Origin of the sequence: Lactococcus termiticola, assembly GCF_003116835.1 — a bacterium.
Lineage (GTDB): Bacteria > Bacillota > Bacilli > Lactobacillales > Streptococcaceae > Lactococcus > Lactococcus termiticola.
The window spans coordinates 171,231-185,008 of record NZ_BFFO01000003.1; the positions used below are offsets into that span (position 1 = coordinate 171,231).

The window sequence follows — 13,778 nt, forward strand, 5'->3', positions numbered from 1 at the left end:
CTCAGCTTTCGTCTCAAGAAAAGCTTGAATCTTTTCAAGAATATAAGTGACGTTTGCCCCCTTTTTCTAGGGCCTCTTTACTTTTCAAAAGATAGTCACGTTCTTCAGAAGAGACTGCCTCGTCTAAGATAAGATTATAAAGCCTGACTAAAACTTCTTCTCGCTCCATCTTCCCTCCTCCTTTTAGAGGACTTTTTGAGTCTCAGCGTATTTCGCCTCAACCGCTTCCTTCTCAGCCTTCCACCAGTCTTCGTTTTCACGGTACCAGTCGATGGTTGCCTTCAGACCTGACTCGAAGTCAGTGTGCTTAGGTTCCCAGCCGAGTTCTGTACGAAGCTTCGTATTGTCAATCGCATAGCGGAGGTCATGGCCTGCACGGTCAGTGACACGGTCGTAGGCGTCAGACGCTTGACCCATTTCAGTCAGGATTTGCTCCAAGACTTCCTTGTTGTTCTTTTCGCCGTCAGCGCCAATCAGGTAAGTCTCGCCCAGTTTACCCTTAGTGAGAATCGTCCAAACCCCTGAAGAATGGTCTTCTGTATGGATCCAGTCACGGACATTTTTACCATCTCCATAAAGTTTTGGCTTGATGCCTGAGAGGATATTTGTGATTTGACGGGGAATAAATTTCTCGATGTGTTGGTAAGGACCGTAGTTGTTTGAGCAGTTAGAGATAGTTGCCTTGAGGCCAAAGCTGCGCACCCAAGCACGGACAATCAAGTCAGAGGCAGCTTTTGTTGAGCTGTAAGGGCTTGATGGATTGTAAGGAGTCTTGTCTGTAAACTTCTCGCCTTCGCCTTCGCCGTGACCTGGCAGGTCTTCTCGATAAGGCAGGTCACCGTAAACCTCATCGGTTGACACATGGTGGAAACGCAGGTCATACTTACGGGCCGCCTGGATCAGTGTATAAGTCCCGATGAAGTTAGTTTGGATAAACTCGTCTTGTGACTTGAGCGAGTTATCATTGTGTGACTCAGCAGCATAGTGGACGATAGCATCTGCCTTAGCAGCCACTTGGTCAACGATATCAGCGTCAGCAATGTCGCCAACGACGAGCTCTACCCGGTCGCCAAGGATTGAAGCAATGTTCGCCTTATTACCAGCGTAAGTGAGCTTGTCCAAGACCGTGATATGCACGTCTGGGAAGTTGTTGTAAACGTAGTGGACGAAGTTTGAACCGATGAAGCCTGCGCCTCCGGTCACAACGATATTTTTATATGGTGATTCAGTCATTGATAGCTTTCCTTTTTGATATTAACCTAAGAGGTCTTTTGTTAACGGCTTAACGTCTTTAAGCATGGGGTGATTCTTGTCCGCTTCAGAGACTTCAGCCTCGGCCAAATTCTCCCATTTCACACCGACCGCTGGGTCAGCGTAGTTGACAAAGGCGTATTTTGGCTTGAGTTCGAGGGCCCAGTAGTCATTGACCAGGTAGCTGTAAGACACCGTGTCAGAGAGGACCTGGAAGCCATTGGCTACGCCACGAGGGACAAAGATGCCCTTGCTGGCGTCGATGACCGTCTGGTAGGTCTGGCCAAAGCTCTCTCCTTCGCGCAGGTCAACCCAGGCACCGAGGACCTTTCCGCCGTCAGCAACAGAGATGTACTTGTCCCAAGGCTCAGCGTGAAGGCCGCGCAGGACGTTCTTGCGGGAAAAGCTGACATTGTTTTGCAGCTTGCCTTCAGCAAAGAAGCTCTCAGGAAAGCCCAGTGGCAACATCTTTTCTTTTTGGAAATTTTCCTTAAACCAGCCCCGGTTGTCGCCGTGGACAGGGATGTCAAACTCCAGCATGCCTGGAATCTGCTCGATTTTGCGAGCAGCCAGTGTTTTTTCAAAAAATTCTTCAGTCATATTTACTTTATTTCCTGTTAATGCTTATTTGTCGCCGACCAAACGGAGCAGATACTGGCCGTATTCATTTTTCTTAAGCGGTTGAGCAAGCTTGCGGACATCGTCAGCTGAGATGTAACCCACCCGCCAAGCGATTTCTTCAAGATTGGCCACTTGGACATTTTGCATGCGTTGGACAGTCTCGATGTATTGAGCGGCTTCCAGCAAGCTTTCATGTGTCCCGGTGTCAAGCCAGGCGAAGCCACGGCCCATGAGTTCGACTGAAAGGTCGCCGCGTTCAAGATAAGCCTTGTTCACATCTGTGATTTCAAGTTCACCACGAGGAGATGGCTTGATGTTTTTAGCGATTTCTACCACGTCATTGTCATAGAAGTAAAGACCAGTGACGGCATAGTTAGACTTAGGCACTTCAGGCTTTTCTTCGATAGAGACAGCGTTCATGTCTTTGTCAAACTCAACGACACCAAAACGTTCTGGGTCTGGGACCTGATAGCCAAAGACTGTCGCACCTTTTTCTTTAGACGCCGCCTTTTGGAGCATTTTAGACATGCCTGGACCGTGGAAGATATTGTCACCGAGAATCAAGGCAACAGAGTCATCTCCGATAAAGTCCGCCCCGATGATAAAGGCTTGGGCGAGGCCGTCTGGGCTAGGCTGTACGGCATATTCCAGATTGATACCAAACTCAGAACCGTCCTGGAGGAGGTCCTTAAATCTTGGAGTATCTTCTGGTGTAGAGATAATCAAGATGTCTTTGATGCCAGCCAGCATCAAGGTTGACAATGGATAGTAAATCATTGGTTTGTCGTAGATAGGCATCAGTTGTTTTGATGCCGCCCGAGTCAATGGGTAAAGACGTGTGCCGGATCCACCAGCTAAAATAATCCCTTTCATGAGCCACCTCATATTCATAGTTATTCAGGCTAATTATACCACAAATGCCATCTGCTGTCACAAATGCCATCAAAAACAGCTCGCAAAGCACCGCCCTTAAAGGCTTTCAAGCAATGAAAAAACACCTTCAAAATGAAGATGTCTCATTATTGCTTATTTCTAACCGTAGAAGTCGGAGCCATGGCAGAACGGATGTCATAGCGTTTCTTCAGCCACCACTTGAGGACCAAAAGAAGGACACCGACCAAGGCCATCAGCCAAGGGTTAAAGCTTGGATTGACAGAAGCTGGCAAAAGGCTAGCCCCAAGGGTCAGACCAAACCAGGCCGCTGTCGCAAGGAGGACCAGGCCGACACCCTTCCAAGACCACTTGTTTCCAGAGCCCGCTTTACTATAGAAGAAACGGTAGACCAGATACATAACCAGCCCCGCCATCGCTGCCATGACGACCGCCATGGTCAAGCCGTAAACACGGGCTCTTGGTGTAAACATCGTCATGACACCGTTCAGGAGCATGATGAAGCCGAGAAAGAGCAGGCTAGAGTCCAACCACATGAGCCAAGGGGTCTCGTTACTACCGACACGGCTACCTGCCGCAGGCTTGGCTTTTTTCTTGTCCGCTGTCAGGCTGGCCACAAATTCGGTCGGTGTGCCCAGGATTTTTTTAGCGAGCAGGCCGTTGCCTTGGCCTTCGATGATTTTTGGCAGGGCTTCAGAGAGAATCGTCTTGATTTCCTCGTCGCTTTTTCCAGCCAGGACCAGTTGCTTGGTCACGCTGTGGATGTATTCCTTGTTTTTTCCGGTTAATAGGTCGATTGATAGATTTTCCATAAGCCCTATTTTATCAAAAAATAGACTTTTTTTCATCTTCTTAAAAAAATATCTTGATTTTTTTCCCTGACTTTGTTATACTATTCCAGTATGTGATCTTTGATGAAGAGCATAGAATATGTATAGGAGGATAAGCACATGTCAAAAGTATGTTATTTTACTGGTCGCAAGACTGTTTCAAGTAATAACCGCTCACACGCGATGAACCAAACAAAACGCGTGGTAAAACCAAACCTTCAAAAAGTTAAAATCGTTGAAAACGGTAAAGTGAAAGAAGTTTGGGCATCTGCAAAAGCATTGAAGAAATTGCCTGCAGGCGTTGAACGTGTTTAATTAATAAATTGAAGCACCTTAGGGTGCTCTTTTTATTTTTCTCTGGGGCATTTGGTTCGCTGCGTTTCAGAAATCCAGCAAAAACATTGTGGGGCCCGCAAGCAGACTGCTTCGCAGTCTCATTGCTAAAACTGGAGCCCTACGATCTCCATTTTTGCCTTATTCCACTATGTTTTGCTGGATTTCTTACACTCCGCTTGTGCTATTTCTGACCTGAAAATCGGAATGCAAGGAAATCTAGGCACTAGTGGAGCTTCAGGGCAGTTGGGATCAAGCATGAAATTTGGCAGATTCGGAGACCCGAAGGGGCTCAAAATCTAGGAATGGAAGCCGAAGGCTTCGCTTCCGGCCTCACGCTTGCATCCCAACTGCCCTGAAGCGGAACGCCCCTATAAGCTCCCCTACTATATAATTTCTTAAAAATATGGTAAAATAAAGTGATTATTAAATCTAATATGGAGGAAAATGCAGTTTTTCACCTGCATGACTAAAGACATGACTGTTACGTTTAACACACAACAAGGTAATGTTGACATTGCCACAGAAGTCATCGCAACCGTTGTCGGTGCCAGCACGACTGAAATTTTTGGTGTCGTCGGCATGACCAGCCAAAATGCGGTCAAAGACAATGTCAGAAACATCCTTCGCCAAGAAAATTATTCTAAGGGCGTTGTGGTTAAAACAGAAAACAATGAAACCTCTGTCGATGTCTACGTCGTGGTCAGCTACGGCGTAAAAATCTCAGAAGTCGCAAAAAATATCCAAGAGCGTGTTCGCTTTAACTTGGAAAATCAGCTCGGCATTATGGCTGCTAAGGTCAATGTCTATGTACAAAACGTGAAGGTGGTCGAAGACTAGTGGCTAACATTAACGCAAGTAAATTTCAAGAAATGATTCAGGCAGCTTCTAGCCGCCTCAATGAACAAGCAGAATACGTCAACTCGCTCAACGTCTTCCCTGTCCCAGATGGTGATACAGGAACCAACATGGGAATGACAATCACAAACGGTGCTAAAGACGTCGCTGATAAGCCTGCCAATACCGTTGGTGAGGTGGCACAAATTCTCTCTAAAGGTCTCCTCATGGGAGCACGGGGGAATTCAGGTGTTATTCTCAGTCAAATCTTCCGCGGCTTCGCTCAATACGCCAAAACTTTTGAAGAGCTTGATGGCATCCATCTCGCTGCTGCTTTGCAATCTGGTGTCGAAGTGGCTTATAAAGCTGTCATGAAGCCCGTCGAAGGAACGATCTTGACCGTTTCTCGCGGTGCTGCTGAAATGGCTAACAAAAAGACAGATGAATCCGACGATGCCGTTGTCATCATGGAAGCTGCACTCGAAGGAGCCAAACGCGCCCTCGCTAAAACTCCTGATATGCTTCCTGTCCTCAAAGAAGTCGGCGTGGTCGACTCTGGTGGTCAAGGACTCGTTTACATCTATGAAGGTTTCCTGATGGCCTTGAAGGGCGACTTCGTTCCTGAAAGCCCTGAAGCTGCACTCGGTGCCATGGACCGGATGATCAACGTCGAGCACGAGCACAATGTCGCCAACGCTTCAACTAGCGAAATCGAATTTGGCTACTGTACTGAAATCATGGTTGAGCTCGGCGAAGGCCCTACAGCCCAACATGATTATGACCACGATACTTTCCAAGCTCATCTGGCCGGCATTGGTAATTCACTCCTTGTCGTTGACGATGATGAAATCGTCAAAGTACACGTCCACACTGAAGACCCAGGCCTTGTCATGCAAGAAGGTTTGAAATACGGACGTCTTATCAAGGTTAAAGTCGACAACATGCGCATTCAAAACGAGGGCGTAGCTGAAAAAGAAGCCGCTTCTTCAACTTCTGAGACAAAACAAGATTGGGGCTTAATCGCCATTGCAGCCGGCGACGGTTTAGCTGAAATCTTCAAAAAAATGGGTGTCAATCACGTTGTCTCTGGCGGTCAAACCATGAATCCTTCTACAGAGGACATCCTCAAGGCCATCGACCAGGTCAACGCAGAAAAAGTCATTATTTTACCTAATAATAAAAACATCTTCATGGCAGCTAAGTCTGCGGCTGATGTGGCTGAAATCCCTGTCGAGGTCGTAGCTTCGGCTACTGTGCCTCAAGGCTTCACCGCCCTCCTCAGCTTTGACCCAGCAGCCAGCCTCGAAGACAATGCAGCCGCAATGACAGAGGCCCTGTCCGATGTTAAATCCGGTGCGATTACTCACGCTATCCGTGACACCAACGTTGATGGCATCGAGATCCATAAAAAAGATACCCTCGGCATGCTCGACAACAAAATTGTCGCTTCAACCCGCAAGCCAGCAGATGCCATCTTCGCCGTCTTTGAAAAGATGATTGACGAAGACAGCGAAATCGCTGCGATTTACTACGGCGAAGAAGCTAAGAAGTCTAACGCTGAGAAGATTGCTAAAGAGCTCGAAAAACGCTATCCTGATTTGGAAGTGGAAGTCCATGAAGGCAAGCAGCCGGTTTATCCTTACCTCTTCTCAGTAGAATGATACTGTCTACAAGGACCGTTGCATTCCAAAAATTCTGAAATAACACTGTGAGGCCGCAAGCAAACCTGCGGTTTCATTGCTAAAAGGCGAGCCCTTACGGTCTCGCCTTTTGCCTTGCTTCACAGTGTTATTTCAGAATTTCCTCCATTCCACTCGGATCATTTTCTAAAATCTAATCCACTTTTAGTGTCCTTCCAAACACGCACTAATACTTCGTAAACAAATCTCCCAAAGACTTTCTCACTTTCTCTCCTTTTGCTGCTTCTTCCTGGTAGCCAAAGGCGGCTGCCACAACAAGCTGTTCATCAGCCTGCAGGAGGTCTTGCTTGATTAAAAGTGCTTCAATCTTAAATCGATCAAATCCTTCCATAGCGCAGGCCTGAATTCCTATCTGTCCTGCAGCCAGCAACATCTGCCCCAGAGGAATAAAGGTCTGACGGGCCAACCAGCCATCAAGTCCTTCTTCCGTGAAAATCCCTATGGCTCCGGCCAGCCGGTCGATGTGCTCATCCCGTTCAATGCCCTTTTTGGCGATAAAGAAAATGAACTTGTCGGCTGTCGCAAGTTGTCTGGTCATTCCGGGGGCATGGAGGGCAATCTTCTGTCTTAAGCCTGCATCATCCAGCTGGAGCAATCGCCAGAGTTGCCGTCCCTGGCTTGATACGGCCTGCTGGGCCACTGTGAGCAGGTCCTGCCAGTCTTCTTCAGGAATGGCCTCCTCCTTAAATTCTCTAATTGTTCTTGCAGCTAAAATTTTCTGAATATCCATCTTCTTCTCCTTTATGCTATAATCATAGCAGTTTCAAAACATCAGAAAAAGAAGGGAAAAAATAGTAAGCATGTCTGAAGAGCACTGTCTGGCCAGTGAAGCCATTAGCATGATTAAGGGCCGTTATTCGATTGAGATTTTAACCGCGATTTACCGGGGAAACCAGCACTACAACAGCCTGCTAAGAGAGATTCCTGGCATCAATTCTCGCATTCTCGCCTTGAGATTGCGAGAATTTGAGGATAAGGGACTCCTAACCCGGACCGTGCTTCGGGCGACAGCTCCTTATTCAATTCGCTATGAGCTTAGAGAGAAAGCATTAGCACTCGTCCCGATCATTCAGGCCCTGAGCGATTATGCAAAAAAAGCCTAGTTCTACAAGAGAGCTAGGCTTTTTTAGAATAGGAGGCCGATATACATCAAGACAGCCTGGACCAATGAAAAGACCATCAGGATTTTCACTGAGGAAATAAAGGTTTCCCGCTTGATTTGTACCTTCAAATAAGGCTTTGCAAACTTAATCATCAGCGGAATCAAGAGGACCATTGCCAGCATAGTCACAGGAATCAAGCCTAAGGCGACCGCTACAAAGATAGCAACAAAACTCAGGACAATCGCTGCAATCCACCAGCTCAAGGCCCCCTTACGTCCGATATAATGGACCACCGTGTAGCGATGATTGGCCTCGTCTTCATCCAGATCGCAGGTGTTGTTGGCCAGCATTAGATTCGCAATCAAGAGGATACTTGGGGCTGCAACCAGCAGGGTCTGGCCAATCGTCAGCCAAGACCAGCTGAAGGCTGGATAGGCTGAGATATAGACGGCGATCAAGAAAATCAAGTAGCCCATGGTAAAGCCAGAAGCGACCTCACCAACCGGCAAGCTTGAAAGTGGCTTCGGACCCGCCGCATAAAAGACACCGACAAAGTAGCAAATCAAGCCTAGCCAGAAGACCGGCCAGCCGGTCATCAAGGCAACGACAAGACCCAGGACCAGCGAGAGGCCAAAGAAGCCAGCTAGCAAGAGTTTAATTGTCGTCAGCGAGAGATTTTCTCGGCCGATGATATTGGTGTTCTGCTTATAGTCATCCTCGTCGACCGCATTGTGATAGTCATTGTAGTTATCCCAGATGTCCACAAAGCAGTTAAATGAAAACATGGCGATAAAGTAGATGATGAGGGGCAAAATATTGACCACCCCATAGTGAAAGAGGCTGTAGGCCAGGCCCAACAAGAAGGGGAAGACACTGGCTGTCTTAGCCTTGAGCTCGATTAGCTCTGCAAATATCTTAAAATTCATAGCATTCCTTATCTTATAAAAATGAAAAATGAGCCTGTGCCCATTTTGTGCTTAATAATTTCTTTCGAGCAAGGCTTTGACAGCCTTGATGAGTTCGTCTTTTTTCTCTGAATCCGGGAACTTCCCGATTTCTTCCAAAGCCTTGTCGGTCAGGAGCTGGGCCAGACCCAGACTCTCGTCAATCCCGCCTTCTGCCTTGACCAGGTCGGCCAGAGCCATCGCCTCAGCTTGTGTGAGTTGCTCGGGAGCCTCAAAATAAGGGGCCAGAGCTTCTGGATTGTTTTCCCTGGCAATCAGGACAGGCAATGTGAAAATCCCCTGCCTGAAGTCGGTCAGAACTGGCTTGTTCTCTTCTTCTAAATTTGGCGTGAAATTTAAGACATCGTCATAAATCTGGAAGGCCAGACCAATTGCAAGGCCTACCTTTTTCGATGCCCGCTGGAGCTCAAAGTCACCACCTGCAAAGAAGACCCCTTGGAGGCAGGCCAACTTCAGGAGCTCTGCTGTCTTGCCCGAGATGACCTTGAGATAGCGTCGAATGCTAACCTTACTGTCAAAGCTAGACGCCATCTGATTCAGCTCACCCTGGAGGATTTTTTTCATGGCCTGGGCGTTTTGTGCCAGCATCTTTGTCTCTGCCATGCTTTCAACCAGGAGCTCAAAGAAGACCGTATAGAGGAAATCGCCGGTGTAGACGGCTGTGTCCTTGCCAAATTGGGCTTCAATGCTGGGCAAGCCACGGCGGAGGGGCGAGTCGTCGATGATGTCGTCGTGGACCAGGGTGGCCGAGTGCAAAATCTCAAGCGAGGCTGCAATCTTGAGCATTTTTTCTTCGTCTTTGTTTTGGCCCTGCGTGACCAAATCGGCAAAGAAAAAGAAGAGTGCCGGACGAATCATCTTGCCACCATTGCTGACAAAGCTGTCAACCGCAGCTTTGACATCAGGAGAGCTGATGTCAAGTCTCGTCCGCATCAAGGCCTGGACTTTTTCTAATTTTTCTTGAAGCTCAGGGTAGTCCTGCCAGTAATTGTGCACTTTTTCTTATCTTTCTGTCTTGTTTTCTATATTTTATCAAAAAAAAGCTGAAATTTCAGCTTTGTTGGTGTTTTTTGGGAATTACTCCTGCATTCGCTCCAGAATTTTCACCCCTTTGCTGTGAGGCCGCGAGCGAAGCCTACGGCTTCCATCGCTAAATGGGGAGCCCAAGGTCTCCCCATTTGCCTATTTTCACGGCAACGGGGCAAAAATTCTTCCGCTAGGTCTTAATATTCCAAAGCTGAAATCCATGGAACTGGGAGATCCGAGAGTCTAGCGAATCTCAATGATCTCCTCTTGAGGCAGACGGTAGCTAGCAGTACCTTTATCCTCTGAGCTGCCAAAGGTAAAGATGAGCTCAGCCTTGTAGCGTTTATCGACTTCTAAGGCCTCATTTGCCACCTCAGAGCGGTCAAAGCCCATGATGATATTGCCGACGTAGCCGCGGTTGTAAATGGCGTAGGTCAGGTTCATGGCAACGAGACCGGCGTTGATGCCGAGGTAGTTTTCCTCACGGATTTCGTCAAAATCATCATAACGGCCTGGAAGAATACTGTTAAAGTAGCTGAGCATATCATCCGTCAGCTCTTCATTGCCTTGTTTTGCAATCTCTCTGGAGCGTTCGGCCAGGGCTGTGTCGCTAAAGAGGACGACGACCGCCCCTGCCGTCAGGATTTGCTGGGCGTTGCCTTCAGGGGCGAGGCTCGCCAGCTTCTTGATAGCTTCCTCAGACTCCGCAATCACAAAATGCCAGCTCTGGATGTTATTTGCCGATGGGGCCAGACTCGCCGCTGAGATAATCTGCTTGATATCGATGGTCGGGACTTTCTTGCCATCAAAGCTCTTGACTGCGTGCCGTTCCTTGTTGAGTTTCACAAAATCCATTTCATCTTCTCCTCTTTCTTTTCTAATCCTATTCTAACAAAAAACTTGGGATTAACAAACTAAACGACCTAATTTATGGCTTAGAGGAAAGGAGAAAAGCTCCGTTTTCCTATCTGCAACTTTTTGGGACAGTTTTGGGCCTCAATGCTCCCTCAAAACTTGTAAGAAAAAAGCCACCATAGCAGGTAGCTTCCCAAACAGATTACATTTGTTTGTTGTAGTATTCAACGATAAGAGCTTCGTTGATTTCTGGGTTGATTTCGTCGCGTTCTGGAAGACGAACCAATGAACCTTCAAGCTTTTCAGCGTCGAAGTTTACGAAGTTAGCACGACCTTTTGTAGCTTCAACAGCTTCAAGGATTGCAGGAACTTTCATTGATTTTTCACGAACTGAAATCACTTGACCAGGTTGTACACGGTATGATGGGATATCAACGCGTTTTCCATCAACGAGGATGTGACCGTGGTTTACGAATTGACGTGCTTGACGACGAGTAGTCGCAAGACCAAGACGGTAAACAACGTTATCAAGACGTTGTTCAAGCAAAGTCATGAAGTTGAAACCGACAGTTCCTTCTTTGATTTTAGTTGCTGCAACGTACAAGTTACGGAATTGTTTTTCAGAAACACCGTAAGTAAAACGAAGTTTTTGTTTTTCAGCAAGTTGCAAGCCGTATTCAGAAAGTTTTGAACGGTTGTTAGGACCGTGTTGACCAGGTACGTAGTTACGACGTGCAAGTTCTTTACCAGAACCTGTAAGTGAGATACCGTAGCGGCGTGATTGTTTCCATGATGGACCAGTGTAACGTGACATGTTTATGTCTCCTTCAAATTTGTTTTTTGAAGAATATTACCAACCCCGAATTCGTGCATTTTACTTTCGCCGTATAGCTTTGGTTACTCAGCTTAGTCATGCTTAACTGTAAACTGTTGACGAGCTTTCTGGTTGGAGGCTATATTCAACTTTTCTATTCTATCAAATTTATTTAGGAATGTCAAAGAGCTGAGCTATGGCTTACCGCCTGCTCCCCTCATCCATTGCTATTACTTGACTTGAATAAAGAGCACCTTCAGATAATCCCCCTCTGGGAAGCTATCAGCCACATGAAAATCAGCTGGCAGACTCTCCCTCTGGAAAATCTCATAGCTCACGCCCCGCTTAGCAAGTGCTGCCTTGACCATTTCCTCAAACTTCTTCGCTGAGACGTTGGCCGCATTGGTCGAGGCAATGATAATCCCTTTCTTGGCCAGGATGTCTACGGATTCCTCAATCAGCTCGCCGTAGTTCTTGGCCACAGAAAAAGTCTTCTTGCCGTTTCTCGCAAAGCTTGGCGGATCGAGGACGATAAGCTCATAGCTAAGCTTCTTCTTTTTGGCATAGTTGAAGTAGCCAAAGACGTCCATGACATAGATTTTTTGACTGTCGGGATCAATGCCGTTAACGCTAAACTGCTCGCGGGTCTTGTCCAGCGAACGTTTGGCCAGGTCGACAGAAGTCGTCTGACTGGCTCCACCAAAGGCTGCAGCGGCCGAGAAGGCTCCAGTGTAGCTGAACATGTTGAGGAGGCTCTTGCCGGCGGCGAGGCCATTGACCAGGCTACCACGGACATTTTTCTGATCGAGGAAGATGCCAGTCATCAGGCCTTCGTTGAGATAGGTCGCATAGTTCACCCCATTTTCCATGACCAGGAGGGGCTCCGGGGCTGATTTGCCGTATAACGGGGCACTTTCAAAGTCCAAGCCAGAAAATCTGATTTTTTCATAAGCACCCAAAATCTCAGGAAAGACCTGCCGGAAGGCCTCGACAATCGCTGTCTTCTGTGCATAAATAAAGCTGTTATACCAGCTAAAGACCGCAAAGCCAGCATAGTAGTCAACCGTCAGACCTCCCAGGCCATCGCCTTCACCATTAAAAAGTCTGAAAGCCGTGGTCAACTCATCCTCAAAAAAGTTCGCCCGCAAGGCCTTGGCCTCCGCAAACTTTTCCATATAAAAGGCCTGGTCAATTTGGATATCTGCCCGGCTGAGCAGCCAGCCAGCCCCCTTGTTTTGCTTGGAGAGGTAGCCGGTCCCCAGAAAATCAGGCCCTGCATAGAGCTTGACAAAGTCGTCTTTTGGCAGGTCACTCGTCAGGTCTTCGGCCAGAATCAGCGGGTAACCCCGCTTGAACTTCTTAATAGCTCGCTTGTTCACTTGGATTTTTTTCATAGCTCTATTTTATCAGAAAAAGCCAGATTCCTTAGAATCTAGCTTTTTAAGCCTTCACATGGTCGTGAAGATAACATGCTTCCGTATGGTATTGCTTATGTTCATCCTTGAAGCAGTCTTCACAGACCAGCATGAGCTGGTTACAGCTCACATCTTGGCAATTTTCAAAGTTCGACGTTGGCTTGCCGCAGTGCATGCACTTTCCGATGGTCTTTGCCTCATCTGTAAAGGTCATGACCTTGCGCTTGTCAAAGACCCGGAGGGCACCCTCCCAAAGGCCGGAGTCGCCGTATTTTTCACCGTATTTGACGATGCCGCCGTCAATCTGGTAAACATCGTCAAACCCCCGGTTTTTCATCATGACAGAGATGAGTTCACAGCGGACACCACCCGTACAGTAGGTGATGATTTTCTTGCCCTTCATATGGTCGTACTTGCCGGACTCCAGCTCACGCTCGAAGTCACGAGAGGTTTCGGTATTTGGGACAATCGCTCCCTTGAACTTGCCGACGGCAGCTTCTGGCTCATTTCGGCCATCAAAGAAGACCACGTCATCCCCGTATTGCTCGACCATCTCGTTGACCTTTTCAGGTGAAAGGTGGACACCGCCACCAATCACGCCGGTCTCGTCGACTTGAAACTCATCCGTCGTATTGCGGAAGCCGACTAGTTCCTTACGGACCCGGACCTGCATTTTTGGAAAATCATCACGAGAGCCATCTGACCATTTAAAGACGGTCTTACGGAAGCCTTCATAGCCACGGGTCGCTTTAATATAAGCTTTCACATCTTCCAGCTCACCGCCAAGTGTGCCGTTGATGCCTTGTTCATTGATAAGGATACGCCCCTTAAGATTCAAGCTATCACAAAGCAGTTTTTGCCATAGCTGAATGGCTTTAGGGTCTGATATGGGTGTAAATTTATAAAATAGAATAATCTTTTGCATGTTCTCATAGTAGCACAGGCCCTAGCAGTCTGACTGCAAATTGGCTTGTTAATTATTTATCAAAGCGCCCAAGCGGAAGGAAAGGAAATAGGCAACATAGTGAGAATAGGTAATTCTGGAGACCTTAGGCTCCAGAATTAGGGATGGAAGCCGTTAGGCTTCGCTCCCGGCCTCACCATGTTGCCTATTTCCTGGACTGGAGCGATTTCCAG

General features: G+C 47.5%; 16 protein-coding genes. 4 read left to right on the top strand and 12 right to left on the bottom strand.

Annotation, left to right across the window (positions count from 1 at the left end; genetic code table 11):
* Positions 1-34 precede the first annotated feature (34 nt).
* From NtB2_RS03340 to NtB2_RS03360, 5 genes are all read right to left on the bottom strand, one after another.
* A complete protein-coding gene (locus tag NtB2_RS03340) occupies positions 35-169 on the bottom strand; it encodes a bacteriocin immunity family protein (RefSeq protein ID WP_109245534.1) in 135 nt (44 codons plus the stop codon).
* A 14-nt stretch (positions 170-183) separates the two neighbouring features.
* Entirely contained in the window at positions 184-1,233 is a 1,050-nt protein-coding gene (gene rfbB, locus NtB2_RS03345; protein ID WP_109245535.1) for a dTDP-glucose 4,6-dehydratase, read from the bottom strand.
* 21 nt (positions 1,234-1,254) lie between these two features.
* On the bottom strand, positions 1,255-1,851 hold the full coding sequence (locus NtB2_RS03350) for a dTDP-4-dehydrorhamnose 3,5-epimerase family protein (protein ID WP_109245536.1): 597 nt from the start codon (positions 1,849-1,851) through the stop codon (positions 1,255-1,257).
* A gap of 24 nt (positions 1,852-1,875) precedes the next feature.
* Entirely contained in the window at positions 1,876-2,745 is an 870-nt protein-coding gene (rfbA, locus tag NtB2_RS03355) for a glucose-1-phosphate thymidylyltransferase RfbA (RefSeq protein ID WP_109245537.1), read from the bottom strand.
* Between the two features lie 146 nt (positions 2,746-2,891).
* A complete protein-coding gene (locus NtB2_RS03360; RefSeq protein ID WP_109245538.1) occupies positions 2,892-3,575 on the bottom strand; it encodes a DUF1129 family protein in 684 nt (227 codons plus the stop codon).
* A 138-nt stretch (positions 3,576-3,713) separates the two neighbouring features.
* Here NtB2_RS03360 and rpmB point away from each other — a divergent pair, with 138 nt between their 5' ends.
* From rpmB to NtB2_RS03375, 3 genes are all read left to right on the top strand, one after another.
* Positions 3,714-3,908 (top strand): 50S ribosomal protein L28, encoded by a 195-nt coding sequence (gene rpmB / locus NtB2_RS03365; protein WP_109245539.1) that lies wholly within the window; start codon positions 3,714-3,716, stop codon positions 3,906-3,908.
* Positions 3,909-4,403: 495 nt separating this feature from the next.
* The gene (locus tag NtB2_RS03370; protein ID WP_109245587.1) at positions 4,404-4,766 is read left to right on the top strand and encodes an Asp23/Gls24 family envelope stress response protein; all 363 of its coding nucleotides are present in this window, start codon (positions 4,404-4,406) and stop codon (positions 4,764-4,766) included.
* Positions 4,766-6,424, top strand: a complete 1,659-nt coding sequence (locus tag NtB2_RS03375; RefSeq protein WP_109245540.1) for a DAK2 domain-containing protein — start codon at positions 4,766-4,768, stop codon at positions 6,422-6,424. Before NtB2_RS03370 ends, NtB2_RS03375 begins: the two co-directional genes overlap by 1 nt.
* A gap of 205 nt (positions 6,425-6,629) precedes the next feature.
* Here NtB2_RS03375 and NtB2_RS03380 read toward each other — a convergent pair whose 3' ends face one another.
* Positions 6,630-7,193 (bottom strand): nitroreductase family protein, encoded by a 564-nt coding sequence (locus NtB2_RS03380; RefSeq protein ID WP_109245541.1) that lies wholly within the window; start codon positions 7,191-7,193, stop codon positions 6,630-6,632.
* Between the two features lie 70 nt (positions 7,194-7,263).
* Here NtB2_RS03380 and NtB2_RS03385 point away from each other — a divergent pair, with 70 nt between their 5' ends.
* Positions 7,264-7,566: a winged helix-turn-helix transcriptional regulator gene (locus NtB2_RS03385; protein WP_109245542.1), complete on the top strand. Its 303-nt coding sequence runs from the start codon at positions 7,264-7,266 to the stop codon at positions 7,564-7,566.
* A 23-nt stretch (positions 7,567-7,589) separates the two neighbouring features.
* Here NtB2_RS03385 and NtB2_RS03390 read toward each other — a convergent pair whose 3' ends face one another.
* From NtB2_RS03390 to trhO, 6 genes are all read right to left on the bottom strand, one after another.
* A complete protein-coding gene (locus NtB2_RS03390; protein ID WP_109245543.1) occupies positions 7,590-8,492 on the bottom strand; it encodes a prenyltransferase in 903 nt (300 codons plus the stop codon).
* A gap of 51 nt (positions 8,493-8,543) precedes the next feature.
* On the bottom strand, positions 8,544-9,527 hold the full coding sequence (locus NtB2_RS03395; RefSeq protein WP_109245544.1) for a polyprenyl synthetase family protein: 984 nt from the start codon (positions 9,525-9,527) through the stop codon (positions 8,544-8,546).
* A gap of 273 nt (positions 9,528-9,800) precedes the next feature.
* Positions 9,801-10,412, bottom strand: a complete 612-nt coding sequence (locus tag NtB2_RS03400) for a nitroreductase family protein (RefSeq protein ID WP_109245545.1) — start codon at positions 10,410-10,412, stop codon at positions 9,801-9,803.
* 202 nt (positions 10,413-10,614) lie between these two features.
* The gene (gene rpsD / locus NtB2_RS03405; protein WP_109245546.1) at positions 10,615-11,226 is read right to left on the bottom strand and encodes a 30S ribosomal protein S4; all 612 of its coding nucleotides are present in this window, start codon (positions 11,224-11,226) and stop codon (positions 10,615-10,617) included.
* A 230-nt stretch (positions 11,227-11,456) separates the two neighbouring features.
* Positions 11,457-12,620 (bottom strand): class I SAM-dependent rRNA methyltransferase, encoded by a 1,164-nt coding sequence (locus NtB2_RS03410; RefSeq protein ID WP_109245547.1) that lies wholly within the window; start codon positions 12,618-12,620, stop codon positions 11,457-11,459.
* Positions 12,621-12,666: 46 nt separating this feature from the next.
* On the bottom strand, positions 12,667-13,566 hold the full coding sequence (gene trhO / locus NtB2_RS03415) for an oxygen-dependent tRNA uridine(34) hydroxylase TrhO (RefSeq protein ID WP_109245548.1): 900 nt from the start codon (positions 13,564-13,566) through the stop codon (positions 12,667-12,669).
* Between the last annotated feature and the right edge of the window lie 212 nt (positions 13,567-13,778).